The 26179-nt window shown below is 50.6% G+C and carries 27 protein-coding genes and 1 tRNA gene; 15 read left to right on the top strand and 13 right to left on the bottom strand.

All coding sequences use genetic code 11. The features are described 5' to 3' along the window. Positions 1-8: 8 nt before the first annotated feature. The 4 genes from HRU73_RS02885 to lipA all read left to right on the top strand — a co-directional run bounded on the left by HRU73_RS02885 (position 9) and on the right by lipA (position 2983). A complete protein-coding gene (locus HRU73_RS02885) occupies positions 9-869 on the top strand; it encodes a D-amino acid aminotransferase (RefSeq protein WP_011112054.1) in 861 nt (286 codons plus the stop codon). Between the two features lie 9 nt (positions 870-878). Continuing rightward, entirely contained in the window at positions 879-1142 is a 264-nt protein-coding gene (locus HRU73_RS02880) for an HP0495 family protein (RefSeq protein ID WP_011112055.1), read from the top strand. 262 nt (positions 1143-1404) lie between these two features. After that, on the top strand, positions 1405-2019 hold the full coding sequence (lipB, locus tag HRU73_RS02875) for a lipoyl(octanoyl) transferase LipB (RefSeq protein ID WP_281871101.1): 615 nt from the start codon (positions 1405-1407) through the stop codon (positions 2017-2019). Between the two features lie 19 nt (positions 2020-2038). Beyond that, positions 2039-2983 carry a lipoyl synthase gene (gene lipA / locus HRU73_RS02870; RefSeq protein WP_287399380.1) on the top strand — a complete coding sequence of 315 codons (945 nt, stop codon included), beginning with the start codon at positions 2039-2041 and terminating at the stop codon, positions 2981-2983. Positions 2984-3016: 33 nt separating this feature from the next. Here lipA and ttcA read toward each other — a convergent pair whose 3' ends face one another. Continuing rightward, positions 3017-3961 (bottom strand): tRNA 2-thiocytidine(32) synthetase TtcA, encoded by a 945-nt coding sequence (ttcA, locus tag HRU73_RS02865; RefSeq protein WP_281871102.1) that lies wholly within the window; start codon positions 3959-3961, stop codon positions 3017-3019. Between the two features lie 150 nt (positions 3962-4111). Here ttcA and HRU73_RS02860 point away from each other — a divergent pair, with 150 nt between their 5' ends. The 6 genes from HRU73_RS02860 to HRU73_RS02835 all read left to right on the top strand — a co-directional run bounded on the left by HRU73_RS02860 (position 4112) and on the right by HRU73_RS02835 (position 8781). Beyond that, positions 4112-4564, top strand: coding sequence for a cupredoxin domain-containing protein (locus HRU73_RS02860; RefSeq protein ID WP_041356772.1), 453 nt, complete (start codon positions 4112-4114; stop codon positions 4562-4564). Then, complete coding sequence (locus HRU73_RS02855) at positions 4561-5088, top strand: DUF411 domain-containing protein (RefSeq protein WP_011112060.1); 528 nt, start codon at positions 4561-4563, stop codon at positions 5086-5088. Before HRU73_RS02860 ends, HRU73_RS02855 begins: the two co-directional genes overlap by 4 nt. Before the next feature lie 4 nt (positions 5089-5092). Further along, complete coding sequence (locus HRU73_RS02850; RefSeq protein WP_281871103.1) at positions 5093-5581, top strand: c-type cytochrome; 489 nt, start codon at positions 5093-5095, stop codon at positions 5579-5581. Between the two features lie 481 nt (positions 5582-6062). Next, a complete protein-coding gene (locus tag HRU73_RS02845) occupies positions 6063-7580 on the top strand; it encodes a CHAD domain-containing protein (protein WP_287399378.1) in 1518 nt (505 codons plus the stop codon). Continuing rightward, a complete protein-coding gene (locus tag HRU73_RS02840; RefSeq protein WP_287399377.1) occupies positions 7580-8329 on the top strand; it encodes a ParA family protein in 750 nt (249 codons plus the stop codon). Before HRU73_RS02845 ends, HRU73_RS02840 begins: the two co-directional genes overlap by 1 nt. Continuing rightward, complete coding sequence (locus tag HRU73_RS02835; RefSeq protein WP_011112064.1) at positions 8326-8781, top strand: CYTH domain-containing protein; 456 nt, start codon at positions 8326-8328, stop codon at positions 8779-8781. The genes HRU73_RS02840 and HRU73_RS02835 overlap by 4 nt, the downstream gene beginning before the upstream one ends. 115 nt (positions 8782-8896) lie before the next feature. On the opposite strand, the gene HRU73_RS02830 is transcribed toward HRU73_RS02835, so the two are convergent. Both HRU73_RS02830 and HRU73_RS02825 read right to left on the bottom strand, forming a co-directional pair. After that, positions 8897-8972 (bottom strand) — tRNA-Arg (locus HRU73_RS02830). Between the two features lie 285 nt (positions 8973-9257). Then, positions 9258-9473, bottom strand: a complete 216-nt coding sequence (locus HRU73_RS02825) for a DUF3460 family protein (protein ID WP_011112065.1) — start codon at positions 9471-9473, stop codon at positions 9258-9260. A 153-nt stretch (positions 9474-9626) separates the two neighbouring features. Here HRU73_RS02825 and HRU73_RS02820 point away from each other — a divergent pair, with 153 nt between their 5' ends. Further along, the gene (locus HRU73_RS02820) at positions 9627-11045 is read left to right on the top strand and encodes a homospermidine synthase (RefSeq protein ID WP_281871107.1); all 1419 of its coding nucleotides are present in this window, start codon (positions 9627-9629) and stop codon (positions 11043-11045) included. A gap of 96 nt (positions 11046-11141) precedes the next feature. On the opposite strand, the gene HRU73_RS02815 is transcribed toward HRU73_RS02820, so the two are convergent. The 5 genes from HRU73_RS02815 to HRU73_RS02795 form a co-directional block, all read right to left on the bottom strand. Next, positions 11142-11525 (bottom strand): SirB2 family protein, encoded by a 384-nt coding sequence (locus HRU73_RS02815; RefSeq protein WP_276679348.1) that lies wholly within the window; start codon positions 11523-11525, stop codon positions 11142-11144. Positions 11526-11527: 2 nt separating this feature from the next. Beyond that, a complete protein-coding gene (locus HRU73_RS02810) occupies positions 11528-12004 on the bottom strand; it encodes a hypothetical protein (RefSeq protein WP_011112068.1) in 477 nt (158 codons plus the stop codon). A 47-nt stretch (positions 12005-12051) separates the two neighbouring features. Beyond that, entirely contained in the window at positions 12052-12396 is a 345-nt protein-coding gene (locus HRU73_RS02805) for a SpoIIAA family protein (RefSeq protein WP_011112069.1), read from the bottom strand. 90 nt (positions 12397-12486) lie between these two features. Beyond that, a complete protein-coding gene (locus HRU73_RS02800; RefSeq protein ID WP_287399376.1) occupies positions 12487-13353 on the bottom strand; it encodes a DMT family transporter in 867 nt (288 codons plus the stop codon). A 20-nt stretch (positions 13354-13373) separates the two neighbouring features. Further along, entirely contained in the window at positions 13374-14480 is a 1107-nt protein-coding gene (locus HRU73_RS02795) for an aromatic ring-hydroxylating oxygenase subunit alpha (protein WP_287399375.1), read from the bottom strand. Positions 14481-14866: 386 nt separating this feature from the next. On the opposite strand from HRU73_RS02795, the gene HRU73_RS02790 reads away from it, so the two are divergent. Together HRU73_RS02790 and HRU73_RS02785 are read left to right on the top strand one after the other, a co-directional pair. Continuing rightward, the gene (locus tag HRU73_RS02790) at positions 14867-16249 is read left to right on the top strand and encodes an adhesin (protein WP_287399373.1); all 1383 of its coding nucleotides are present in this window, start codon (positions 14867-14869) and stop codon (positions 16247-16249) included. An 85-nt stretch (positions 16250-16334) separates the two neighbouring features. Continuing rightward, positions 16335-18527: a primosomal protein N' gene (locus HRU73_RS02785; RefSeq protein WP_287399371.1), complete on the top strand. Its 2193-nt coding sequence runs from the start codon at positions 16335-16337 to the stop codon at positions 18525-18527. A 32-nt stretch (positions 18528-18559) separates the two neighbouring features. Here HRU73_RS02785 and HRU73_RS02780 read toward each other — a convergent pair whose 3' ends face one another. From HRU73_RS02780 to HRU73_RS02770, 3 genes are read right to left on the bottom strand one after another with little or no spacing between them, the layout of a single operon-like run. Beyond that, positions 18560-19006 carry a universal stress protein gene (locus HRU73_RS02780; RefSeq protein ID WP_276679342.1) on the bottom strand — a complete coding sequence of 149 codons (447 nt, stop codon included), beginning with the start codon at positions 19004-19006 and terminating at the stop codon, positions 18560-18562. Positions 19007-19063: 57 nt separating this feature from the next. Further along, a complete protein-coding gene (locus HRU73_RS02775) occupies positions 19064-20716 on the bottom strand; it encodes an MFS transporter (protein WP_287399370.1) in 1653 nt (550 codons plus the stop codon). Between the two features lie 7 nt (positions 20717-20723). Beyond that, positions 20724-21857: a Do family serine endopeptidase gene (locus HRU73_RS02770; protein WP_011112076.1), complete on the bottom strand. Its 1134-nt coding sequence runs from the start codon at positions 21855-21857 to the stop codon at positions 20724-20726. Between the two features lie 37 nt (positions 21858-21894). Between HRU73_RS02770 and HRU73_RS02765 the strand changes: the two genes are divergently transcribed. Next, on the top strand, positions 21895-22641 hold the full coding sequence (locus HRU73_RS02765; protein ID WP_287399369.1) for a Nif3-like dinuclear metal center hexameric protein: 747 nt from the start codon (positions 21895-21897) through the stop codon (positions 22639-22641). 212 nt (positions 22642-22853) lie between these two features. Further along, positions 22854-24104 carry a murein transglycosylase A gene (mltA, locus tag HRU73_RS02760; protein ID WP_347887965.1) on the top strand — a complete coding sequence of 417 codons (1251 nt, stop codon included), beginning with the start codon at positions 22854-22856 and terminating at the stop codon, positions 24102-24104. Between the two features lie 33 nt (positions 24105-24137). Here mltA and HRU73_RS02755 read toward each other — a convergent pair whose 3' ends face one another. Continuing rightward, positions 24138-24851: a DsbC family protein gene (locus tag HRU73_RS02755; RefSeq protein WP_287399367.1), complete on the bottom strand. Its 714-nt coding sequence runs from the start codon at positions 24849-24851 to the stop codon at positions 24138-24140. A 43-nt stretch (positions 24852-24894) separates the two neighbouring features. Then, positions 24895-26061 (bottom strand): UbiH/UbiF family hydroxylase, encoded by a 1167-nt coding sequence (locus HRU73_RS02750; RefSeq protein WP_287399366.1) that lies wholly within the window; start codon positions 26059-26061, stop codon positions 24895-24897. Positions 26062-26179 lie beyond the last annotated feature (118 nt).

Below are 26179 nucleotides of genomic sequence, written 5' to 3'. Positions count from 1 at the left end.
AAACAGACATGATTTACCTCAATGGCAAATTTCTGCCGATGGAACAGGCTACCGTTCCAGTGCTGGATAGAGGCTTCATCTTCGGTGATGGTGTCTATGAAGTCATACCGGTTTATTCACGTAAACCGTTCCGGCTGGGCGAACATCTTTCCCGGCTGCAGCACAGTCTGGATGGCATACGTCTCCAGAATCCTCACACTGAAGAACAATGGGCTGGTCTGATCGAACGCATCATCGAGCTGAATGAAGGTGATGATCAGTACCTTTATCTGCACATTACACGCGGGGTGGCAAAACGTGACCATGCCTTTCCTCGCGAAGTAACGCCCACTGTCTTCATCATGAGCAACCCGCTTCCGGCTCCACCTGCAAAATTGCTCGTTTCCGGAGTTTCAGCGATTACCGCCAGGGATAATCGCTGGGGGCGCTGTGATATCAAAGCCATTTCACTGTTGCCAAATATCTTATTGCGCCAGCTTGCCGTGGACGCACAAGCCATGGAAACGATCCTGTTACGCGATGGTCTGTTGACCGAAGGGGCCGCCAGCAATATTTTCATCGTAAAAGACGACCTGCTGCTGACCCCCCCCAAAGATCACCGTATATTGCCTGGCATTACTTATGATGTAGTACTGGAACTGGCTGAAACACATGGTGTTCCACATGCGACAAGAGAAATATCAGAGCTTGAGTTACGTACTGCACGGGAAATCATGCTGACTTCTTCCACCAAAGAAATTCTCCCGATCACACAGCTGGATGGACAACCGATCGGTAATGGCACCCCAGGGCCAGTATTTCAGCAACTGGATCGGCTCTATCAGGCATATAAGCTGGAAGTCATGCGCGGGCATGCTCCACGCCAGTAATACAATTCCATGACAGAAGAATCACTCATTGAATATCCTTGCGATTTTCCGATAAAAATCATGGGAAAGTCACAACAGGGATTCACTCAGTCTGTTCTGAGTATCGTCAAAACCTATGCACCTGATTTTGATGACACCACCCTTGAAGTTCGTTCCAGCAGAAATGGTGCCTATCTGAGCCTGACCTGCACAATTCAGGCAACTTCACGCACACAACTGGATTCTCTCTATCAGGCACTGCATGATCATCCAATGGTAACCATGCTGCTCTAAGGAACCTCTGAAAAACGTCGACGAGGTAGTCAGTTCAAGGCAAAATCGGCGAAAAAGCGGAGTTTATGCGTATAAATGAGCATTTTAAGCCGATTTTTAACGCAGAAATGGCAACGCAGGCAGTTTTTCAGAGGTTCCTAAGCAATTCAATACCGATAATCTTCATGCTCATTGCTGCAATGAAATTGATCTGCAAGAAGATAAACGCTCAGCTCTGAATGATTTACTCACGGGCTGAATCATAAACCGGGCAACAGGCAATATGTTCACCGTTACCGTAAAAAATATGGGGACCACTGAGTACCTCACTGCCTGGCAGGCCATGAAAAATTTTACGGCCCAGCGCACCTGTGAAACCCCGGATGAGATCTGGCTGCTGGAACATCCGCCCGTTTACACCCAGGGAATTGCCGGAAAACCTGAACACCTGCTTTTCCCGAATCAGATCCCGGTCATCAAAACCGACCGGGGCGGACAAATCACTTATCACGGCCCGGGACAGATCATTCTCTACCTGTTACTGGACTTGCATCGCTGGCGACTGAACATCAGACAACTGGTCAGAAAAATGGAAGGTGCCGTGATAGACTTGCTGAGTGAATATGATGTCGTTGCACAAGGCGATGAAAATGCGCCGGGTGTTTACGTCGACGGTGCCAAAATTGCTTCTTTGGGGCTGAAAATCAGACGCGGAGCCTGCTATCACGGCATAGCCTTCAATGCCGATATGGATCTTACACCCTTCACCGCGATCAACCCCTGCGGCTATCGTGGTTTGCGTGTTACGCAGGCAAAAGACCTTGGCATAGCAGATTGCAAAGAGATGCTCGCCACCAAACTGGCACAGAGTTTCATTAATCAACTAACCGATGCTTAACAAAGGATAACCATTACTCATGGCCGCTGACACCCATCAACGAGGTGCCGCCAAAACGGCACGCAACCCGGTCAAAATCGATCTGGAACAATCCGGACAGTTATTGCGCAAGCCTTCCTGGATTCGTGTACGTTCATCCAACAGTCAGAAATATCTGGAAGTAAAACGTCTGCTGCGTGAAAACAGATTACATACCGTTTGTGAGGAAGCCTCCTGCCCGAATATCGGGGAATGCTTCGGTCGTGGCACAGCAACATTCATGATACTCGGTGATCTGTGCACCAGACGCTGCCCGTTTTGTGATGTGGCACACGGCCGGCCTCATGCGCCCGATCCTGATGAGCCGATGCACCTGGCCAATTCCATTGCGGTACTGAAGCTCAATTATGTCGTCATTACCAGCGTGGACCGTGATGACCTCAGAGATGGCGGTGCGCAACACTTTGCAGACTGTATCCGCGCAATTCGTACCCAGTCTCCACAAACACGGATCGAGATTCTCGTCCCCGATTTTCGCGGCAGACTGGAAGTGGCACTGGAAAAACTGTCTGCCTGCCCGCCTGACGTGATGAACCATAATCTGGAGACCGTACCACGCCTGTATAAGCAATGCCGGCCGGGTGCAGATTACATGCATTCATTGCAGCTGCTCAAGGATTTCAAGGCGGCTTTCCCTCATATCCCGACCAAGTCCGGCCTGATGCTTGGACTGGGAGAAACCGATGAAGAAATCATCGAGGTCATGCACGATTTACGCGCACACCAGGTTGATATGCTGACCGTTGGCCAATATCTGCAGCCCAGCAAAGGACACCACCCCGTCATGCGTTACGTTTCACCCGAAGATTTCAAAACCTTCGAGCGCATCGCTACAAATCTGGGATTCAGCCATGCTGCTTGCGGTCCGATGGTACGTTCGAGTTACCATGCTGATCAGCAGGCGCACGAAGCTGGCATTGAATAAAAAATAATGTCGATCAGGAGCGATCGATAATTCTTATATCACCCCGCTTTGGACAGCCCCGCCATCATGCTCATTCTCCGGTTCGAATGTGGAATCATCGTCATGATCCATATCGACCGGAATAACGGAAAGGGGCTCTTCATCAAACGCTTTATCACCTTCTTCAATCGCAATACCGTGAGGTTTGAGTCCGACAAAATCATACCGGCTGGTATCCGCCAAATGTGAAAGTTGAATATTCTGTAAAGCAGTAAACATCGTTTCAAGCCGGCCGGGATATTTTTTATCCCATTGCTGCATCATTTCCTTGATCACCTGTCGCTGCAAGTTCGGCTGCGAACCACACAAATTACAGGGAATGATAGGAAATTGTGCATGCCAGGCATAAGCCGCCAAATCCTTTTCCTTACAATACGCCAGCGGCCGGATCACCACATGACATCCATCATCGCTCACCAATTTGGGAGGCATTGCTTTCAGCTTACCCCCGTAAAACATGTTCAGAAAAAAGGTCTCCAGAATATCGTCCCGATGGTGCCCCAGCGCAATCTTGGTGGCACCCAGCTCGGTCGCCACCCGGTAAAGCACACCTCTGCGCAGACGAGAACACAAGCTACAGGTTGTTTTCCCTTCCGCAATCACCCGCTTTACAACGCTGTAAGTATCCTGTTCCACGATACGAAAGGGCATATTTATTTCTGACAGATAGCCCGGCAATACATGCTCAGGAAAACCTGGTTGCTTCTGATCCAGATTGACAGCAATCAACTCAAAATCCAATGGTGCATGTGCCTGTAGATTGCGCAGAATATCCAGCAATGCGTAGCTGTCCTTACCACCGGACAGGCACACCATGACCCGATCACCTTTCTCGATCATGTTGAAATCGGCAATAGCAGTTCCAACGAGGCGCCGCAACCGCTTACGCAACTTGTTGGCGTTATAATCAGCCTTTCTGGAAAGTGTTTCTGTAACCATATGGATTCCGGGTATACCTAGCGGAGAATGCAAATGAAAAATAAATGGAAATGAACGGGATCAGAATGCAGAGAAATGTTCGTGTAGTATTAATGGTCAAATAAAACAACAACCAGTAATTCCGATCTTCTGCTCACAATGGAGGAACATATGAAAAAAACTTTGATCGTATTCCTCATGCTTTCTTGTCTGGGATCTGTTGGCGCTTATGCTACAGCAAACCACAGCCATGCAGCAATCGGTGAACCAGGTGTTCAGGAAAACGTCACACGTACAATCAGACTTGAAGCATACGAATACCGCTTCTCACCTTCTGAAATCAATATCAAACAAGGCGAAACCATCCGATTCATCGTCAAAAATACGGGAAAAAAGAAACATGAAATGATGATAGATACCATGCAACATCTTAGAGAGCATGAAAAAATGATGCGCCAGCACGACCATGGCGCACACACTGAACCTAATCAAATAATACTCGAGCCTGGCGAAGAAAAAGAGTTGATATGGCATTTCACTCAAGCAGGGACTATTGACTTCGCTTGTCCGGTCCCTGGTCATTTCAAAGGAATGCGAGGCAAAATTATTGTGGAGAGCAAATGAAAATACAATTTAACAGATTCCTTACCCGTTCCTTACTGACGGCTGCATTAACAGGAGCTGCCAGCATGGCAGCTGCAGCAACCATGGAAGTGTACAAAAGTCCGACTTGCGGCTGTTGCGCCAAATGGGTCGATCACATGCGCGACAACGGGTTTACCGTCAACATCCACGACATTGGTAACGATGAAGCCAGGGCAGAAGCCGGCATTCTCCCCGAGCTCGGGTCATGCCATACCGCTTTGGTCAATGGCTACGCCATAGAAGGACATGTCCCTGCGGATGACATCAAGCAACTTCTGAAAGAACGCCCCCGTGCAGTCGGATTATCAGCGCCCGGCATGCCACATGGTTCTCCCGGTATGGAAACCGGACGTGTCGATTCCTATAACGTATTGCTGATCAGGAAACCTGGAGATAAGCGCAGTGCAACCGAAATTTATAACCGATATGGCCCGGGAAAATCCGGGGCAGCAGAGAAAACATCCGAAAACAGCACAACTGACTCAGTGTTAAGGCTCAAATAACGTGATGCCTGCAAGAGTTCTACTGCTCGTATCCCTGTTTCTCATTGTCGCCTGCTCGGAACAACGCGATACCGGGCAGACTGGTAATACACTGACACTCGATCAGATTCTGGGCAGAGACTTATCTCCGGAACAGGTCACGCGCAATTTTGACCCCGAACAGGTTGCACGTGGACAGGCTCTTTTCCGGAAAAATTGTGCAGCGTGCCACGGGCAAAATGCAGAAGGAACTCCCGATTGGCGCAAGCCTCTGGAGAATGGCAGATACCCGCCCCCGCCGCTGGATGGAACGGCACATGCCTGGCACCATTCCACGGAAGAGCTGAAAAATTTCATTCTAAATGGCGGCCCTCCGGGGGAAGGACGTATGCCCGGCTGGGCAGGGATACTGGCAGATCAGGAAATCGATGATATTCTGGTCTGGATCAAATCCCTGTGGCCAGATGAAGTCTATCAGGGCTGGTATACCAGAATCGAGAACAGGCCGAAATAATTTGCTGGAACCATTCTCCTTGGGTTCTGCAGCCAGATCTTCAAGATTGTGTAGTGTTGCTATGCTGGCATACTCGTTCCATTGAAAGTCAAAATCCTTCACGGAAAACCATCCGCCGGCAAATTATCTGGCAGATAATTTGCCGGCATTCTCTTCTTTGCTACTGTAGAAAATTCAAATCATGAGCTCTCCCTCGGTACCTCCTCAGCATGGAGGATACCGGCATTTACGCCAATGATATTGATTTCAATTGGCAGCATCAAAAAAGCATCGAAAAATGAACCAGTTTGTATCGTCCACTCGTCATATATCTGTCACACACATATCATAATGTGACGTCATGGCGCGTCACAGGATCGGATGATTGAGTCCCAGCCATGGTGGAGATCAGGATGATCATGATCATGGAAGAAACAAGCATGCAGAAAATCATTGAAATACTCATCGAACACGAGTTGGATCGTTCAAATAAACTAAAGAAATGAGTTCAAAGTCCGCGAATTACTATATGTCGGTCGAGCAACTGAGTAATCTGGCAGGTAGCGACATTCAGGGATTGGTGCCGATACTGGACTGGGACGAGAACGAATACAGTTTTGCGATCCTCGATTGCTTTGAGCAAAGCCTGCAAAAATCGCAAAGGCTGTTATTCGTGATTGATGAGCAGGTGGAGCTGTTGACAACGGAAGGGATAATTCTGAGCCAGCACGCCAGACCGGATACCCGATTTGTCACGGAATTTCAGGAAGGGCCGGTAAAGGAAGCGCTGACGGGCCTGTCACCACTCCGGGCGCTGCTCACCGTAGCGTCGGGCACAATGAGAAATGGAAAACTCTCGCTGATCGACAATGAGGGCAAAACCCACACACGAGCCGGGCTGCGGGAACTCATGCCAATCAGCGGCAAAGCAGTCGTACTGATTACGCCACAGGGGCTACGCGGCTACGATCAAGCGCTGGACGATCTGACAGCGCACATACGCACCAGTGGCGGGACACCATTGACTGCGGGCAATCTTTATCGGATGATCGACCACGCTTGTGTCGATTACGTCGCCAAGCCGACAATCGAGATCCATCAAGAGGAAACTGCCTTCGATACGGCGACCAATCTGATCGACAGCTATCTCTCTATCGTCCGGATGAATGAATACGGCATCATCCATGATCTCGATACTGAGTTCCTGCATGACTACCGTATCGCCCTGCGCAAGATCCGCTCGATACTGAGCCTGTTCAAGGGCGTCTATGACATTGACCAGGCTCACCAACTCAAAATACGCTTTTCCGCACTAATGACTCCTACGGGGCCGCTTCGTGATCTTGATGTCTATCTGCTGGAGCAGGAATCTTTCTACTCTCTCGTGCCCCACACGATGCATAGCGGGCTGGATGCAATGTTTTCGCTAATGCGCAGCAGGCGTACGGACGAACAGGCCCGCCTGGCGATCCATCTCAAGATCGGTCGCTACAAAAAAGAGATAAAGGCGCTCACGAAACTGTTCTCGAAGAAGCGTAAACTGAAACCGGGACCTAATTCCAGTCGCACCTCCTACGATTTCGCCTGTGAACTGATCTGGAAACGCTATCGCAAGATCTGCCGCCTCGCCGCAACTATAAATGTCGCTACTCCAGACCAGGAAATCCATCAGTTGCGCATCGAATGCAAGAAACTACGCTATCTGATGGAATTCTTCAGTGCTGTTTTCCCACAAGAACCATTTGACAGCTTGCTGAAATCATTGAAACGACTTCAGGATTCACTGGGCCTGTTCAACGACTGCGTGGTTCAACAGATCAACCTTCAGGCATTTGTCGATGACCTCAATGACGAACAGCACAAGCTCGAAATCACTCAGAGCATTGGTTCGCTGATTACCATTCTGTACCAACGTCAATCCGCCGAGCGTGAAAAAATCACGGATGCCTTTGGGCGTTTCAGCAGTAGCCGCATGCAGCGGTCTTTCCGCACATTGTTCCGCAGTAGAGAGGAGTTCTGATGCAGATCGTTGCCTGTTATTCCAACAAAGGCGGAGTCGGAAAAACTGCCACCGCTGTCAATCTTGCCTATGCCTTCGCAACATCTGGCCGGAGGACGCTGCTATGCGATCTTGATCCACAAGGTGCGTCAGGGTTTTACTTTCGCGTAAAACCATCGAAAAAATTGACAGAAGCACGTTTTTTCGAGGATGTCGAACATTTTACCAAGTCGATACGCGGCAGCGATTACGACAATCTCGATATTCTGCCCGCGAATATAAGCTTTCGCGACTTCGATGTTTTTCTGTCGAAGATGAAAGATGCACGTTCACGTCTGAAAAAGGCTCTGAAGGCGGTAAAAGGTGATTACGATATCGTGCTGCTCGACTGTCCTCCCAACATCTCTATTCTATCGGAAAATATCTTCCGCGCGGCAGATGCGGTCGTGACACCAGTGATTCCCACGACACTTTCGCAACGTACTTTCGAACAGTTACTGGAATTCTTCCGCGAACACGATCTGCCGATGGAAAAGATTCATGCCTTTTTCTCGATGATCCAGGGAACCAAAACCTTGCATGGGGAGATGATCGTTGAACTGACACATAATTATCCCAAACGAATCATGGCCGCAAAGATCCCCTTCGCCTCCGAAATCGAGCGGATGGGAGTGGTACGGGCCCCTGTTCTCGCGACCGCACCGGACAGTCCGGCAGGTAAGGCGTATCAGGCACTGTTCGATGAACTTCTTGAGCGGATAGTACCGTGACCGAGATCGAACGCAAATTTCTCGTGGCAACTTTCCCTGACGGCGAATTGCACGCTGTTCCGCTCCGTCAGGGCTATCTGACCACCCCCACAGATTCAATCGAGCTGCGCTTGCGTCAGCAAGGCACAGAATATTTCATGACGCTGAAATCCGAGGGTGGATTATCCCGACAGGAGTATGAAATTCAGATCGATGTGACTCAGTTCGAAATGCTGTGGCCTGCCACAGAGGGGCGGCGTGTAGAGAAAACCCGGTACAGTGGAAAGCTGCCCGATGGACAGCTCTTCGAACTCGATGTCTTTGCCGGACATCTGTCACCCCTGATGCTGGTTGAGGTGGAGTTCCTTTCAGAAGATGCCGCACAGGCATTCATACCACCGCCGTGGTTCGGGGAAGAAGTAACCGAAGACAAGCGCTACAAGAATAAGGCACTCGCTCTTTCTATCCCTTGAACGGCGGGCAGAAAGGTTCAGGATATCTCATACTCGGATGCGGGTAAGGTTATGGGAGTCAGTTGCTTTTCTGTCCATTGAGGTGCACACCTCGACTGCCCTCAAACAGTTCAAGTGGCGCGCCCAACACGATTCGAACGTGTGACCCCTGCCTTCGGAGGGCAGTACTCTATCCACTGAGCTATGGGCGCCTGGGAGAACCTGCTGATGCTCTGTTTCTCGTTCCATCAAAGAAGTTCAAGAAACGGCAGGGTAAATATGTAAGACTCTGGATGTCTTGTTACTGATCTGAAACATTACCGTCAGATACAGTGAACCGGAGTGAGCGATCTCAAACCATCAGATAAAATCATGCTCCGGCCCGATAAACAACAACGGACACTGTAATACCTGTAAGAAAACAGGCCGCCGCAATTATACTACCTTCCAACCGCCATTTGAACGTACTGCCGCGGAAAAACACAGGAAGCAGGCAACTATTTTTCTGTTTCTTGTTCTTGATCTGGCCACGAAAAATATACGTAGCTTCTCTGTGGCACTTCGGCTTCCTCGAAGCATTTCAAAGCTTCACGATCCACATCTTTATCCCACCAGATTGCACGCGCTTCTTTTTGTTTTTCGATAAGTTCGGGTCGTTTTGCAAACAATTCCCGCATAAATTTGGTGTGTTCCGATTCGTAGAAATAATCCATCCTGATTTGCCCCTGAAATCACTAATATATACAATCTGCTCCTTTCACCCTCTGGCAGCGGCTTTTTATCTCCACGCCCGCCTATCCTGAGCTTTTCAATCATTATAAATCAGTATCAGCAACAAAATCACCAGGGAGGAAAATATCTGATCGATGGACAGGTATGAAAAATTCGCAGCACCTGCAGGCAAATTCATTTTGATAGGTTTTGGAAGTGTCGGACAAGGTTTCCTCCCGTTATTACTCAGGCATTTTGACCTCCCGCGCGAACGCATTCTAATCATTACCGGTGACGATACAGGAAGAGCACAAGCGGAAAAGGAGCAGATTTCTTTCAAAGTCTGCCCGCTTACTCCCGGTAATTACAGAGAAATCCTGAACTCGATAGTAGAACGTGGTGATTTTCTGCTCAATCTGTCCGTCAATGTCTCAAGCCTTGCGCTGATCGAATACTGCCATGAACGGGAAATACTCTATCTCGATGCCTGTATAGAGCCATGGCCGGGCGGTTATACCAATATTCATATTTCTCCTTCAGAACGCTCGAATTATGGTTTCCGGGAACAGGCACTGGCACTCCGCCAGAAACTCGGTGGCGGTACGACAGCAGTACTTTGCCATGGCGCCAACCCTGGTCTGATTTCTCATTGGGTCAAGCGGGCTTTGCTGAATATTGCGCACGACATTGAAGGCATTACCACCGTTCCCCGAACACAAGACGAGTGGGGTCAGCTTGCACAAAAACTGGATATAAAAATCATGCAATGCGCCGAAAGAGATACCCAGATCGCCAGACCGTTCAAGCACATCAACGAGTTTGTGAATACCTGGTCAATCGACGGTTTCATCGGAGAAGGACAGCAACCGGCCGAGCTGGGTTGGGGAAGCCACGAAAAATATGAACCGGCAGACGCCCGGCACCACCGTTTCGGCTGTGATGCCGCCATTTATCTGCAACGCCCCGGTATGCGCACACAGGTTCTTGGCTGGACACCATTGACCGGCACTTATCAGGGCTTTCTGATCACTCACTCGGAATCCATTTCGATCGCGAATTACTTTACCCTTAAAAATGGGAACGATGCTCGCTATCGCCCTACCGTTTACTACGCCTACCACCCCACCGATGCCACCATGCTGTCGATCAATGAATTCAGCGGAAGCAATTTCAGGCTGCAGAATAATGTACGCCTGCTGATGCATGACATCGAACAGGGCACTGATGCACTCGGGGTAGCATTGATGGGACACGCCCGGGGAATCTACTGGTATGGTTCGATGCTATCGATCGAGCAAGCTCGTGATCTTGCCCCTTACAACAATGCCACCAGCCTGCAGGTAGCAGCAGGAATACTGGGTGGAACGGTTTGGGCAATCGAGAACCCGGCATCAGGGATTGTCGAACCGGATGAAATGTCATTTGAACGGGTACTGCAGGTTGCCACACCTTATCTGGGAGAAGTGACCGGTCGATATAGTGACTGGACACCTCTTCAGGGCAGGCAGGCGTTATTCGAGGAAGATCTGGATACTTCTGATCCCTGGCAATTCAAAAATTTCCGGATAAGCTGAAATCAGGCTGAAAAGACCTGATTGAATCCATGGCAGCAGCCCGGGGATTCACGAACACGCAACGATTGTAGTATGTCAGTTACTGCCAGCCCGATGTCAGAACAAAAGAGGATTTTTTGTCAGGGCAACCGATACGATATAGGCAAATACAATCTGTGCCAATATCCAGGCCATCACTTTTGCCCGGCGTGTCTTACCCAGTCTGAAAGCAACGAGGCCAAGCATGATATAGAGCAGCAGACCGATGATTTTAGCGGCCAGCCAGGTTTCGACGAGCGGGTTTCTATGAGTCAAAACCGCCAGTGCAACAGCGCTTAGCAACAAAACCGTGTCATTGATATGCGGAGCAATCTTTACCCAGCGTTGCCGTAAACGGGGGGAAGCATTCAGCATCCATATTCCGCGCAGTACGAATAACGTGTAGCTGATGGCTACGCACGTCACATGCAGATGTTTCAGTATCAGATAGTCGATCATCATTCTCAGAAAAATGACCAGCCGTGACTTCCCGCAACGGCACCAGCAGCGGTAATCAGGCTGAGACTCAGCAGCAGCCAGTGCATTCTCTGCATTCTGGCTAGCGTAGCTTCAGGATCCTGTTGCGCATTTTCGCTGACTTTTTTATGCATCACACGCGGTTCTAGCACGAACAAAAACAGAGTGAATATGCCCCACACCAGCACCATGGCGTGCATCCACCAGAAGCGAATCTCAGTAAAGCGATGCCAGGCATCGAGAACATGGATCATATAAAAGCCGGTCAACCCGACCAGCAGCGTGGTAAACCGTGCCTGACGTGCAAAACGTTTCTCAATACGGTGAAAAATATCCATCCGGTCAAAAACCGGCGGCATTCTTGCGATTACCGGCAACAGCGTACTTGTCACCATCGCGACACCGCCTATCCACAGCACGACTCCCAGTACATGCAGCACCCTTGCCAGCACAAAATCATCCATATCAACCACTCTCCACCTATCTAACCGAATACTACATCTCTATCCGATTAGATCCTGGCCCAGCCATATGCCTCATCATAATCAGAAAACACGACGACATCCGCATCGGTAAACAAATTGGAAACCCATGCACTCCACACCTGCCACTGGCTGTCAGTCACCACTGCCACTCGATTGATTTTACTGCCATGCTCACGCATGAACCTGATTTCCTTCCATGCGACATCCACCGAATAGGACACCATGTCACGCAAATCCAGCAGTAAATTGGCTTCCCCGTTGAAGTGAAACTGGTAGAGCACCTGATCTTCAAATTGTCTGAAATCATCCAGGGTAAATTCCCCGATAACAGCGACCACAATAAGATTGCCGGTTTCTTCAATATTGATCATCGATCATAAGCTCCAAGTGATGAATGTTAATCATAGACAAACAACAGTGCTGGCGTCACCCGATATTCCGGCACCCCCTTTCACAGAATATCAGTCATCCAGCGTAACGATGCTCGAATTGCGCACCGGTATTCCCCGGATACTCAGCAATCCCCCCAGTATGATCAGTCCCATTCCCACCCAGGCAGAAACAGGCAGGCGTGCATCCCAGAAGAACAGATCCATCAATCCTGCGAACAGCACTGAACTATAGGAAAGTACTCCGACAATGAGAATATTGCTCCCCCGGTGCGCACGAGAAATAGCCAGCTGCGCCAGAGTTGCCGTGACTCCGATACCCAGCGCCAGTGCCAGACTTTGCGGACTGACCGCGCTGAACGCGGTAAATGTCAGCCATAAACCGGTGGCAACCGTACATACCAGTGTAAAGTAAAACACGGTGAGCCAGTCAGATTCACCCAGCTCACTCAACTGCCTGACATGAAAGTGCGCAATGCCTGCAAACAGGCCGGAACCAATACCGATCAGCGCCAGATACCATTGACCTTCCGCCAGAGTGGGTCTGAGCAGGAAGATGACTCCAATGAAACCCACTACCAACGCCCCCGCCAGCAACCAACTGAATTCCTCTTTCAGTAATATCATGGCCAGAAATGCCAGAAAAAGGGGCCAGGTGTTATTCAACGAAATCGCAGTCGCCAGTGGCAACTGCAAAATACAGTAAAAAAACAGCAACACTCCACCCAATCCGGATAATCCACGCCAGCAATGGTTCTTCCAGTGTTCCGTCACGAGGGGCATGCCATAAGCACGCATGACCAGAAAAGTTGTAATCACCCCCACCAGCGAACGGTAAAATACCAGTTCGGTATTGGAAAAGAATGCTGCAGCAAGTTTGACCAGCACTCCCATACAGGCGAACATAAAGCCTGCCACCAGCATCCATAATGAGGCCATTCTGGTTGCAAAACTCCGGCTCAGTACAGATGAGGCTCGATTTCACGGCGGAGGAAGCGGTGGAAATGCTCCATTCCTGCTTCCATCGGTTGCTGATATGGACCTGTTTCATTCACCCTCTGCTCATACAGCGCACGCCGGCCTGCCGTAATTCGCCTGCAGATTTCATCATCTTCTCTGGCTGTCTCCCGGTAGGCAGCTTGCTCTCTTTCCACAAACTCGCGTTCAAACAGGGCGATTTCTTCCGGATAATAAAATTCGACGATATTCATGCACTGCTCTATTCCGGTTGGCAGCAGCGTGCTGACAACGAGTGTATTCGGATACCATTCAAGCATGACATTCGGATAATAAAGCAGCCAGATCGCACCATGACGGGGAATCTGCTGATTATTCTGTTGCAACACCTGTGCGTGCCATTTCTGGTAAACCTCGGAACCGGCGTGACTGAAATCAGGATTCACACCAACGGTCTGCACGCTGTACCAATCACCGAATTCCCATTCAAGCTGTCTGGTATTCACAAAATGGCCCAACCCCGGATGAAAGGGATCGACATGGTAATCTTCCAGATAAACCTCGATGAAGGTTTTCCAGTTGCACTGATAGTGGTCGATCTGAGCACGATCCAGTACATACCCTGAGAAATCCAGCTCGTTACGTGAGCCCATCCCTGCAAGATCCCGGTTAATGTCACGCTTGCCGGCAAAAATCATCCCGTTCCAATGCTGCAAAATCGTTTTACCCAGATTCAGGCAAGGATTCTTACTGAAATGTGGTGCTCCCAGCAATTTGCCATCCATTGCATAAGTCCAGCGATGAATCGGGCACACTATATTTCTGGAACTGCCCCGTCCCTCCAGAATGGTTGCCTGACGATGGCGACAAATATTCGACAGCAGTTCGATACCATTCTCGTTACGAACCAGGATTCTGGCATTGTTTTGTGTGGCCGGCACATAGTAATCACCCATCTCCGGCACCATCAATTCGTGCCCGACATACCCGGGCCCCTGGTCAAACAACAGCTGTTTTTCCAGCTCGAAGATCCGCGGATCTAAGTACCAGTCAACAGAAAGTTGCGGTTGTGCAACAGCAGTATCAGGAGTTTGTACAAAGCTGGACATATATTTTCAGTACCACCTCTCAGTCAGGAATAAATATCAGAACCAACCGGGAAAGAATTAAATTTTGTCGCGACAGAATACCTTAGCAGTGAATATGATCTTTTTCCACAAAATCAAACCGCAATGGCAAAAGAACATCCCTCGCCCGTAGATGCCCCTGCCGCGGGTATGATGATGCCAAACGGACTGCGAACCTGCCACTTCAAGATTTAAACCACACTACTTTACTCATCGACTATAATCAGGCGCTGATATCAGGTTCACAATCTGCAAAAACCGTTAAAGTGGCGCATTATCCTCTTCTATTACAGGATTACAATTGTAATATGCCACCAACGAGCGGATTGTCATGTCACAAATGATCTAACTCGCACCACTTCAATGAAATGAAAACAGATAACAAGCAAACAACCATTCAACTGCTCATCACAAGCCTGTTCGCATTAACTCTGACAGCTTGTGACAGCCAGCAGGAAGCCACATCGAATAAAAAACCGGTTGCACAGGCACAAGGGCCCGCTACCGGGATACTGGCCGATTCGGCAGTAGAGGGGGTGTCCTACTCTGCCTCATCAGGTGCATCAGGTATGACTGATGTAACCGGACTTTACAAGTTCAATCATGGTGACAGTATCGAATTTCATATCGGCAAACTGAATCTCGGCAAGATTCCCGGAACAGGGCTCACCACGCCGATCGAACTGGCTGCGGGTGACCGGAATAAACTGCTCAATCTGCTGGTTCTGTTCCAGTCACTCGATGCTGACAACAACCTCGCAAACGGTATTTCCATACCCAAAACTGCGGCTGATGCCCTGGATGCTTCACTTGATCTGAAAGCAGATCCCGGCACCTTTCCCTCTTCTCCTGCACTCGCTACTGCACGGGAAGCCGCTGGCATAGCTGGCAGCATTAAAACAGCGGATGAGGCCAATGCACATTTTCTGTCGCAGGCAGTCAACCTGCTGGGCGGCCATCTCTGGGTGAACCAGGACGACACCAGTTTAAACTTTTTCCGCTTTTCAACCGATGGCAGCGGAGAATATCTGCATGGGATTGCCACACCGGACGATTCATGTGACGCAAACCGTGCATGCGGCAGCAAACTGGTATTTACCGCCGGTGTCGAGTACGGAACAGCCAAAGCAACTGAATACGATGAACGAGGCTTCAAACTCGTCAGCACACCCGAAGTCGATACCGATCTTCAGTCAGGACTGTCTCATCCTCGCCCCAACTGGCGTGTTTATACCAACGGAAATGAGCTGATCATCTCCGATATCGTCATTGTGCAACGCGAAAGAGAACAGGCAAGTCTGTTCGGTGAATTGTTCCATATCTCGAAACCGATTGAGCTCAGTTCTGATGATGAAGTAGCCGAAACTACGGTGCAGGAAATTCGTTACCATAAAATGGATAACTCCCAGAGTATCGTTGGTGCCTGGACAATGGACAAGGATTCGATCAAATCGCCTGTCTTCCTGTTCTTCCCCGATAACCGCTACATGCTGGTTGACCCGGTCGGCAGTGCTACACAATCCACGCCGGCTGCGTGCGCAAAACCCGGAGTCGAGCTGGCCACTTATGCATTTGATGCAGCCAGCGGCACACTCAAATTATCCAGCTTTACCTACAATACGGCCGGCTGCGCGGGCTTGTCGGAGTACAGTGGAAAACCGATCACCTTCAAAATTGATACTGGCGCACAAAACGCAACACTCTCTGGAGAAAGATTGGCGCCCATCACATTACAACGCCTCTCCAACTGACAGTATTTCTGAGAAACATCAATTTACCGGAAGAATATTCTGATCACGATGTTCTTCCGGTAAATTAAGCCCGGACATCTCCGGTATGATAATCATCCGTGTTGCGCTCGATGTTCCGATTGACCGGCTGTTCGATTATCTCGCCCCGGATGCAGACACAGCAGATATCGGCCGGTGCGTACGTGTTCCTTTCAGTAGCCGGCAAATTTCCGGGATTATCATCTCTGTCTGCGAGACCTCGTCCGTCCCGGAAAGCAAACTGAAATACGCCGGTCAGATCGACCGTCAAACCCCTCCCCTGCCTCAACCATTGCTCGGGTTATTCGAGTTCTGCAGTCGTTATTACCATCACCCGATCGGACAGGTCGTCATGAATGGCTTACCCGTATTACTGCGGAAGTTCAAACATACCGGGAAAGAGCAGCCCCCGAGCTGGAGATTGACCGATACGGGCAAATCCATCACCCTTGCCGATCTCCCGATTCGGGCAAAGGCAAAACGCCAGTTGATCTCCTTACTGTCCGAACGTGGAATCATTACTGCTGAAATCTGCAAGGCCATGTCATCGCATTCCCGCAAGCTGTTGCATGAATTCAAGGATCTGGGCTGGGTAGAACAATTCACTGCCTTGCCGGAAAAAGCTGTATTCAGTACGGCATCTTCCCCTGCTCCAACCGCTGAACAAGCGCAGGCCATATCCGAAATCCTTGACAGAACCGGAACGTTTACACCCTGGTTACTCAACGGCATTACTGGTAGTGGCAAAACGGAAGTCTACCTGCAGGTGACTGCTTCATTACTGGCACAACAAAAGCAGGTTCTGATTCTGGTTCCCGAAATCAATCTCACCCCGCAACTGGAAGCAGTTTTCAGGAAACGCTTCCCGGGAACAACACTGGTCAGCCTGCATAGTGGATTGAATAACAGTGAACGCTTGCAAGGCTGGCTGCAGGCACAACGGGGAAAAGCCGGAATCGTTCTGGGCACACGCCTGGCAATCTTTACCCCGATGCCTGAATTGAGCCTGATTATCGTCGATGAAGAACAGGATCATTCTTTCAAACAGCAGGATGGATTGCGTTACTCTGCACGTGATCTGGCAATTTACCGGGCCAGGCAGGCCAATATACCCGTCATTCTTGGCTCAGCCACTCCTTCTCTGGAAAGCTATCACCAGGCTCGCACCGGCCGCTACAGGTTGCTGCAACTGCACTCACGGGCAATCAGCCAGGCTGCACTGCCAACCATTCGCTGCATCGATTTGCGTGTCATTCCAGCTCAGGAAGGATTGTCGGAACCAGTACTCGATGCACTGCGCCACTGCCTTGCCAGAAAACAGCAAAGCCTGGTGTTCATCAACCGGCGTGGCTATTCTCCGGTATTGCTCTGTAAATCCTGCCGCTGGATTGCAACCTGCAAACGCTGCTCCAGCCGTCTGGTCGTCCATTTGCGTGACCGGCAACTGCGCTGCCACTATTGCGGTGACCAGCAACCCGTCTCACCGGCATGCCCGCAATGTGGAGATCCTGATGTCCTGCCGTTTGGTCACGGAACACAACGGGTCGAGGCAGCCCTAATCAGACATTTCCCGGAAGCACGCATCTTGCGTGTCGATCGCGACAGTATTCGCCACAAAGGCGCCTGGCAGCAGATGCTCGATCGCATTCACCGGGGAGAAGCGGATATTCTGGTCGGCACCCAGTTACTCGCAAAAGGACATGATTTTCCAAATCTCGCGCTGGTATGCGCGCTCAATGCCGATGCATCACTTTACAGCACCGACTTTCGTGCCGAAGAACACCTTTTTGCACAGTTGATACAGGTAGCAGGGCGTGCCGGCCGGGCAAATGTGCCCGGCAGCGTTCTGATTCAGACTGAATTTCCACAACATCCGCTCTATCAAGCATTAATACGGCAAGATTACGCAGCGTACGCACAGGCTCATCTGAAAGAACGTAGATCCGCCGGTTTCCCCCCGTTTGTTTACCTGGCGGTATTGCGCGCAGAAGCACCAGTATTAACAGATGCCCTGGAATTTTTACGACAGGTAGCTGCACTCGCAGCCGTTACGGAGAATTACCCTCATATCCAGCTTTTCGACCCGGTTCCCGCTCACATGACACGGCTCAAGGGGCTGGAACGTGCTCAACTGCTGATTCAGGCCCGCTCACGCAGGCATTTGCAAACATTTCTAGGTGACTGGCATCAGCGTATCACTGCATTACCAGCCCACAGCAGAATACGCTGGCACCTGGATGTCGATCCACTGACACTCTGAGATCGAGTCAGGATAATCTGCGAAAATTTTCCTCAATCCCTGGCGCCGCGAATCAATAACACGGGAATCGATGCCATCCGTACCACTCCCTCAGCCACACTACCAAGCAGCAACCGGCTGAAGCCCGAATGGCCGTGTGTACCGATTACAATCAGTTCTGCCTGCCAGCGTTCCGCTTCTTTCACCAGAAGACTGGCGATCCGCTCATTGTTCGATTGAACCAATCTGGTTTCGACTGGAATACCGGATGCGCTGACCACTGCGGCAGCTTCGGCAAGTATTTTCTCGCTGCTGCTGTGGATCGTTTTTTGCAGTTCCTCGTAATTGAAGTAGTTCTCATCGACCAGATAGATTGCATCCTCGTAAACATATACGAGTTCAAGACAAGCACCTAACCGCTTCGCCAGTTTGACTGCCTCCTGCAAAGCAGAATTGGAAGTAATGCTGCCATCAACCGGAACCAGAATTTTCTGATACATCAACACCTCCTGCAAGAAATGCCTGAATCAATAATTGGTACCCATCTATCATTCATCTCAGGCACTGCGCAAACGGGTGTACCTGATCATTATCACAACCAGCATGGGCAGTACGAAGCCTAAAACCGACACGGTAATCAGCAAAGTACCCAACTCACTGTAATCAGCAGAAACCAGTATTTCACCGGTTTTCGTATCTTTGACCTCACGAGTGACCGTAAACACCTGATTGATATATTTGGTTGTCAACTGTGAAGCAGATAAAGCCAGATTGGTAAAAGATGCCATGACGGCAAAAAAAGTCGCCTTGAGTTTTTCAGGTGCAGAATTGGCAATCCAGGCCAGCATCGGAATCATCGATATCTGCCCCAGTGGCGATTCGAGAGCAGTATCGATCACCGCGATAAAGCGGGCATCGACGACTCCACCCGTATGCGCCGAAGTCCATTCGTGTAAACCGAAATACATGGAAATAACCGGCAGTGACAAAACGGTACCGGCAATAGTCAGTGTACCAATGACATAAGCCATCGATCGTTCAGCCATGAAACGCCTGAAGATAAACATACCTGCAAGCGTCAATACTGAACCGATCAAGGAAAGTGTCGCCATAAACTGCTGATCGAAACCCAGCTCATCGATCATCCACCAGGTCGAACCTGCACCTGATGCGGGCATGGCACGGAACACAAATACCAGCAAAGCAGTTCCTACCAGAACGTTACGCGCATCGTTTTCCAGCTCGGCAGTCAGCTGCCGGATCAGAAACAGCACAATCGCCATCGACAGGCAGAATATGATTTCCTCGGCATAGGAAACCTGCACGAGCCCGACTCCCAGGGAAACAACGGTAAAAGCCAGCCCACCACCGAGTATCCACCAGTTGACAGGAGGCGCATCGTTATGCACCCCCAGCAGAATATCGATTTCATTGCGATCCAGCCCCCGGGCAGCATGCCGTTTCAGCTCACGCCATTTCAGCCACCCTGCCAGCCAGATTCCACAGACGGATACAAATGGAATCACGAGCGCAAGCTGATAAACAGTCAGATAGGCTGCAGTCTTGTCCGCATCCGAGAAGGAAGCAACGTCTTTCATGAGAACGACATTTGCGACTGCAACCAAGACGCCGCCACCAATAATGGCAACACGACCCAGCGTCTGCATCGTGATATGCATCTGCTTACGTTCTTCCAGACCGATCAGCCGACCATCCGGCTCAACTCGTGGTACGGCTTCCACGGTCATGGCGTCGGCCACCACATCCTGCAGCACATAACCGAGAGGTGCCAGCAGGGACGCCAGTACATACCATTGCGCCAGCGGCGCAAATTCACGCATGGCCTCATCATGCCCGAGTAACCCGATCATGATGAGCAGACTGGTCGCGATCAATCCTGCTCCCAGATAGACCAGCAGACTCTTCCAGCGCCACATCAGATCCACCAGATGACCCAGCGGCATTTTCAGCGCCCAGGGCAATGCCATCCAGAAACCGAGTGCTGCCAGAAATTCTGCTGACAACCCCAGCCTTTCCTTGACGTAAAAAGTACCAACGATCCCGGTCAGGCTGGAAATACCGGCTGCCAGATAAACCATCAGGGGTGGCAGATAAGAGAACCGCATCTCCCTGCCCAAAGCTAGCAAATTGACATCAATCCACCGCACCACCGTGACAGGCAGCCTTGTCACGGCAAACCAGATATCCATCTATAAATCAGCTGGGACGTTTACCGATACGTACCTGGATATCCTGCTGGCCTCCATGGCGCAGGATGGTGAGGGTAGCTGATTTGCCAGGCGCAAGTGATGCCACCATATTCAGCATTTCAGACGAGTTAAAGATGGGTTTGCCATTTACCGCCACCAGAACATCCCCGGGTTTGATCCCGGCATCATCGGCCGGCCCGTTTTTGAGCACACCGGCAATCAGTGCACCTCCTGCTTTCTTCAAGCCGAACGATTCAGCCAGCTCCGGAGTAAGATCCTGCATGCTCACCCCCAGCCAGCCGCGTACCACACCCCCCGTTTCGATGATCTGCTGCATGATCTGTTTGGCAGCATCTACCGGAATGGCGAATCCGATCCCGAGCGAACCGCCGGAACGTGAATAAATCGCTGTATTGATCCCGATCAGATTGCCGGAAGTATCAGTCAGCGCTCCTCCCGAATTACCGGGATTGATTGCCGCATCGGTCTGAATAAAGTTCTCGAATGTATTGATGCCCACCTGAGAGCGCCCCAGCGCACCGATAATCCCCATGGTCATCGTTTGCCCCACTCCGAATGGATTACCGATTGCCAGTACGATATCTCCCACTCTGGCCTTTTCGGATTCACCGAAAGTAATACTGGGCAGTTCACCCAAATCAATTTTCAGCACAGCCAGATCGCTTTCAGGATCTGATCCGATGATGCGCGCCTCAGCGTTTCTTCCATCCATCAGTGCGACCTGAATCTCGCTGGCCGCTTCCACCACATGATGGTTCGTGAGAATATAGCCTTCAGGACTGACGATAACTCCTGATCCGAGGCTGCGCTCGGTTCTCGGGCCAAAACGGTCACCAAAGAACCGTTGGAAGAAAGGGTCATCCATGAATGGATGGGAAGGCGCTCTGACTTCCTTGCTGGTAAAAATATTCACCACGGAAGGCATTGCCACTTCCGCCGCTGTATGGAATCCGCCAGCACTCAGCGCTTGTTCGACATTTGCCCTGGTTGCTTCACGGATAGTCGCGAGCTTCCCGCGTGGAGTCCACGGCAGCAACTCGGGACGCAAAGTCGAAACAACGAAAAAAACGGCAAGGAGGACAGTTACAGTTTGTGTAAAAATCAGCCAGAGTCTTTGCATGGAAAATCCTGCATCCCAAATAAACAGAAAAGGTATTATGCATCAAAATATGCTGGAGAATTATCTGAATGACTTGCTCGGCATTCAGCAGTTTCGTGACTATTGTCCCAATGGTTTGCAGTTGGAAGGGCGTGCTTCGATACAAACGCTCGTCAGTGGCGTAACCGCCTCACAAGCCTTGATACAGGCGGCAGTGGGTTTGCGTGCAGATGCAATCATCGTGCACCACGGTTACTTCTGGCGAGGGGAAGATGCCTGTCTGCGCGGCATGAAGCGTCATCGTATCGCCACATTGATCAAACATGACATCAACCTTTATGCCTACCATTTGCCGCTGGATGCGCATACTGAACTGGGCAACAATACACAGCTTGGAAAAAAACTTGGAATAGTGGAGGCAGGTCGCTTCGGCGAACAGAATATCGCCGCTTACGGGCATTTTCCGGAATCAGTCAGCCTCGATGAGCTAAGCAACCTGCTAAACTCGGTGCTCGGCCGTAAACCGCTGATCATTGGCGATCCACTCAAACCCGTCCGGCGTGTCGCCTGGTGTACCGGAGCAGCACAAAGCTATTTCGAGGAAGCGATCAGACTGGGCGTGGATATATTCATCACTGGTGAGATTTCCGAGCAGAATGTACATACCGCCAGAGAATCCGGCACGGCCTTTATTTCAGCAGGACATCACGCCACCGAGCGTTACGGGATACAGGCGCTGGGTGAGCATCTCTCGCAGAAATTCAGTATTGCACATCATTTCATCGAAGTGGAGAATCCGGTATGACTGTATACCGGCATGTATCAGACACAGAAATCATGAACAAAAATGGCCTACCGTTCTCAAACGATACAGAAAGTACGACCTACCGGTTTTCATCCTTATCATCCAACTTCTTGCTTTTTTTACGGGGAAGCGTCCACCAGATGAGAAAAATAAACAATCCCAGCGCCAATGCTCCTTCGAGTGCCAAAACCCACATATTCTTTCCGGATAAAATGTTTTTACAAAGCAGCTACTTTAACCGATATCTGCTGAAAACCCAATTTACCGCCCTGCTGGTCTCGATTTCATTCGGCCTGACAAGCTGCAAAACTGAAACGAGCATTACCACTCGGCCTGCTACCCCCCCGGCAAAGGTAGCTGCCATTCCCACTGATCCACAACCGGCACAACCTGCTCGGGATATGGGAAACAAAGTAGAAAAGAAGTCACTCAAGGCTGCCAGCTGGTCGATGCTGCCGGGTTGGCAGCACGAAAACCTGATTCCGGCATGGAATACTTTCATACAAAGCTGCAAATCGCTCGAACGGCGCCCATCCTGGCAGGAAGTATGCGCACAAGCCACTACCCTCCGGCCTACCAGTGAACGAGCCATCAGGAACTTTGTTGAAAACCACTTTGCCCCCTATCAGGTGACCAACCCGGACGGCACTACTACCGGGTTAGCAACAGGCTATTACGAGCCACTGCTCAAAGGCAGCCGCAAATACTCCAACCGTTTCCGTTACCCGATTTATTCCGCCCCGGACGATCTGCTGACGATCGAACTGAAAGACACACAATCCGGAGCGGGTCAGACCTCGTTACGCGGTCGCCTGCAGGGACGAAAAATCATCCCCTACTACACCCGTGCCGAAATCGAGAACAACCGCAACCTGCTGAAAGGAAAGGAGCTGTTATGGGCTGAAGATGAAGTGGAACTGTTCTTTCTCCAGATACAGGGGTCCGGCCGTGTCGTGCTGGAAGATGGCAAAACTGTAAAAATCGGCTTTGCTGATCATAATGGATACCCCTACCGCTCCATCGGAAAAATATTGATCGATCGGGGCGAGCTGCCTGCCTGGAAGGTATCCATGCAAGCCATCAAGCAATGGGGTCGGCAAAATCCTGCCAAACTGAAACCTTTGCTCCAGCAGAATGCACGTTACATTTTCTTTCGTGAACTGCCGCCTGATCTCACTGGGCCGGTTGGCGCGCTGGGAGTACCTTTGACTGCCGGCAGAAGCCTGGCCATCGATCCGGAAAGCGTCCCGCTGGGCGCACCGGTTTACCTTTCCACCACCTGGCCCAATACAGCACAGCCGCTCAATCGGCTGATGATCGCCCAGGACACCGGTAGCGCCATCAAAGGCGGAGTACGTGCCGATTTTTTCTGGGGGCACAGCCCGGAAGCCCAGGTTCAGGCCGGGAAGATGAAACAGCAGGCTCAGATGTGGGTTTTGCTCCCCAAACAATACCGGGAATAACGGCAGAAAACAGTAAGCGGGTCGGATACCAGGTTATTTACTTGCCGCCTGATCCAGCTGTTTTTCGATTTCCTGCTGCGGAATAAACCCGGGTACCACCGAACCATCAGCAAAAATCAGGGTAGGTGTTCCTGTAACCCTGTTTTCTCGACCTGATTCCAGCAATTTTTGCAAGGGTGTTTGACAGCCCTTGCCGGCCGGAGCAACTGATCGCAGCATGAAATCATCCCATGCCTTGACCCGATCTTCAGAACACCAGATTGCTTCAGCCGTTGTCATGGAACCGTTGAGAATGGGATAAAGCAGGGTATGGATGGTGACATCCGTCACATTGACCAGCTCTTTTTCCAGCCTTTTACAGTAAGGGCAGTTCGGATCGGAATATACGATCAGCATGCGTTTTCCGTTTCCCTTGACTGTTTTCATCGCATGCTCCAGCGGCAGGGTATCGATTGCGATCCGCCGCGCATCGCGGATCTGCTGCATACGCTCGCTGGTCAGACTAACCCGTCGTTTGGCATCGACCACATGCCCCATAAAGAAATAATCTGCCTTCTTATCTGTATAAAACACTTCTCCGTCGATCACAACCTCATACAACCCCAGATAAGGGGTCTGGGTCACGCTCTCAATTTTGCTTTCCGGAAAATGGGCCTGAATGGTCTCTTTCAGATCAGCACTATCTGCCAGGACGATTCCGGCAAAAAACAGGCCCGGCAGAATCAATGAACGTAAAAACAAATGCATACCATTTCTCCAGTATAAAATCCAATATCCATAAAAAGATTCATCAGCTCAGCGCGTGGCGCATCAACCTGTTTTTCAGAAGTGGCAGACGGTTGGTAATCCCGAGCCCCACATTCCTGATGCGCATGATTGCTGCATCCTCACTGCCAAATAGTTTCTGCAGTCCGTCCGTCACCCATCCCATGGCGAGAATATCCTCCTTGCGATTGCGCTCATAACAACGCAGCAAAGAAAATTCACCACAGTCCCCTATTCCGCCAAACTGCCGCTGCAGGCGAGCCAGTTCACGAACATCGCGCAATCCGAGATTCACTCCCTGGCCGGCAAGCGGATGAATGCCATGCGCCGCATCACCGATCAAAGCCAGTCTTGGTTTAATGAGTGATCTGGCATGTACGAAGTTCAACGGAAACCCGAGTGGCGCGGTAACGAGCCGCATGCTCCCCAGCTCATACTCCGCTGCCCGGGCAACCCGGTCGCATAACGCCTCGGCGGACAGATTGAGCAGTTCATCTGCAAGTGCCGTATTCGCCGACCAGACCATGGAAACCCGTTTCCCCGACAATGGCAGAAGTGCGAGAATGCCATCACGGCGAAACCACTGATACGCAATGTGATGATGCGCCCGCTCCGTCTCGAAATTGGCAACGACACCCGTCTGATAATAACTGTGACGGTCAACCCCGATTCCTGCCTGCTCACGCACCCGGGAATTGATACCATCTGCACCGATCAGCAAAGCTGTCTGCAAAACCGTGCCATCTGCCAAAGTCAGTTCGACATGAGAATCTTGCCAGGCAAGTGAGTCACACTGTGCGGGACAAAAAATCTGTACATTTTCCGCACTAGCCAATTCTTCCCAAACTGCATGCTGCAACTGCCGATTCTCGATGATACAGGCCAGTTCCGGCACACCACTTTCATAAGCGCTGAAATCGATTCTGGCCGCATTATCGTCTCCATGCACCCGCATTTCATGGACGGGCGTAATACGCGCTGCATTCATTCGTTGCCAGATACCAGAGGATTGCAAGAACTCCACACTGCCCGGGCTGATCGCATACACCCGTGCATCCCAGCTATCATCATCGGGCAATGGCGCAGGCGGCCGTGATTCGATCAGCGCCAGTCTGAGCCCGCTACCTTTGAGAGCAGCCAGCAGACTGGCTCCTGCCAGCCCACCTCCAATCACTACAATATCGAATTTCATCACCGGATCATCCTGAAAACCGTGTTGAGTATACTGCCCGGCTCGCTGCGCACTCGCCAAATATGTACATGAAAAACAATGAGATAATGATTTATTTTCAGCAGGTTACGAATCCTGC

Origin of the sequence: Nitrosomonas sp. H1_AOB3 (genome assembly GCF_015709435.1) — a bacterium.
GTDB classification, from domain to species: Bacteria; Pseudomonadota; Gammaproteobacteria; order Burkholderiales; family Nitrosomonadaceae; genus Nitrosomonas; species Nitrosomonas europaea.
This window is presented reverse-complemented; position numbering and strand designations above follow the sequence as displayed.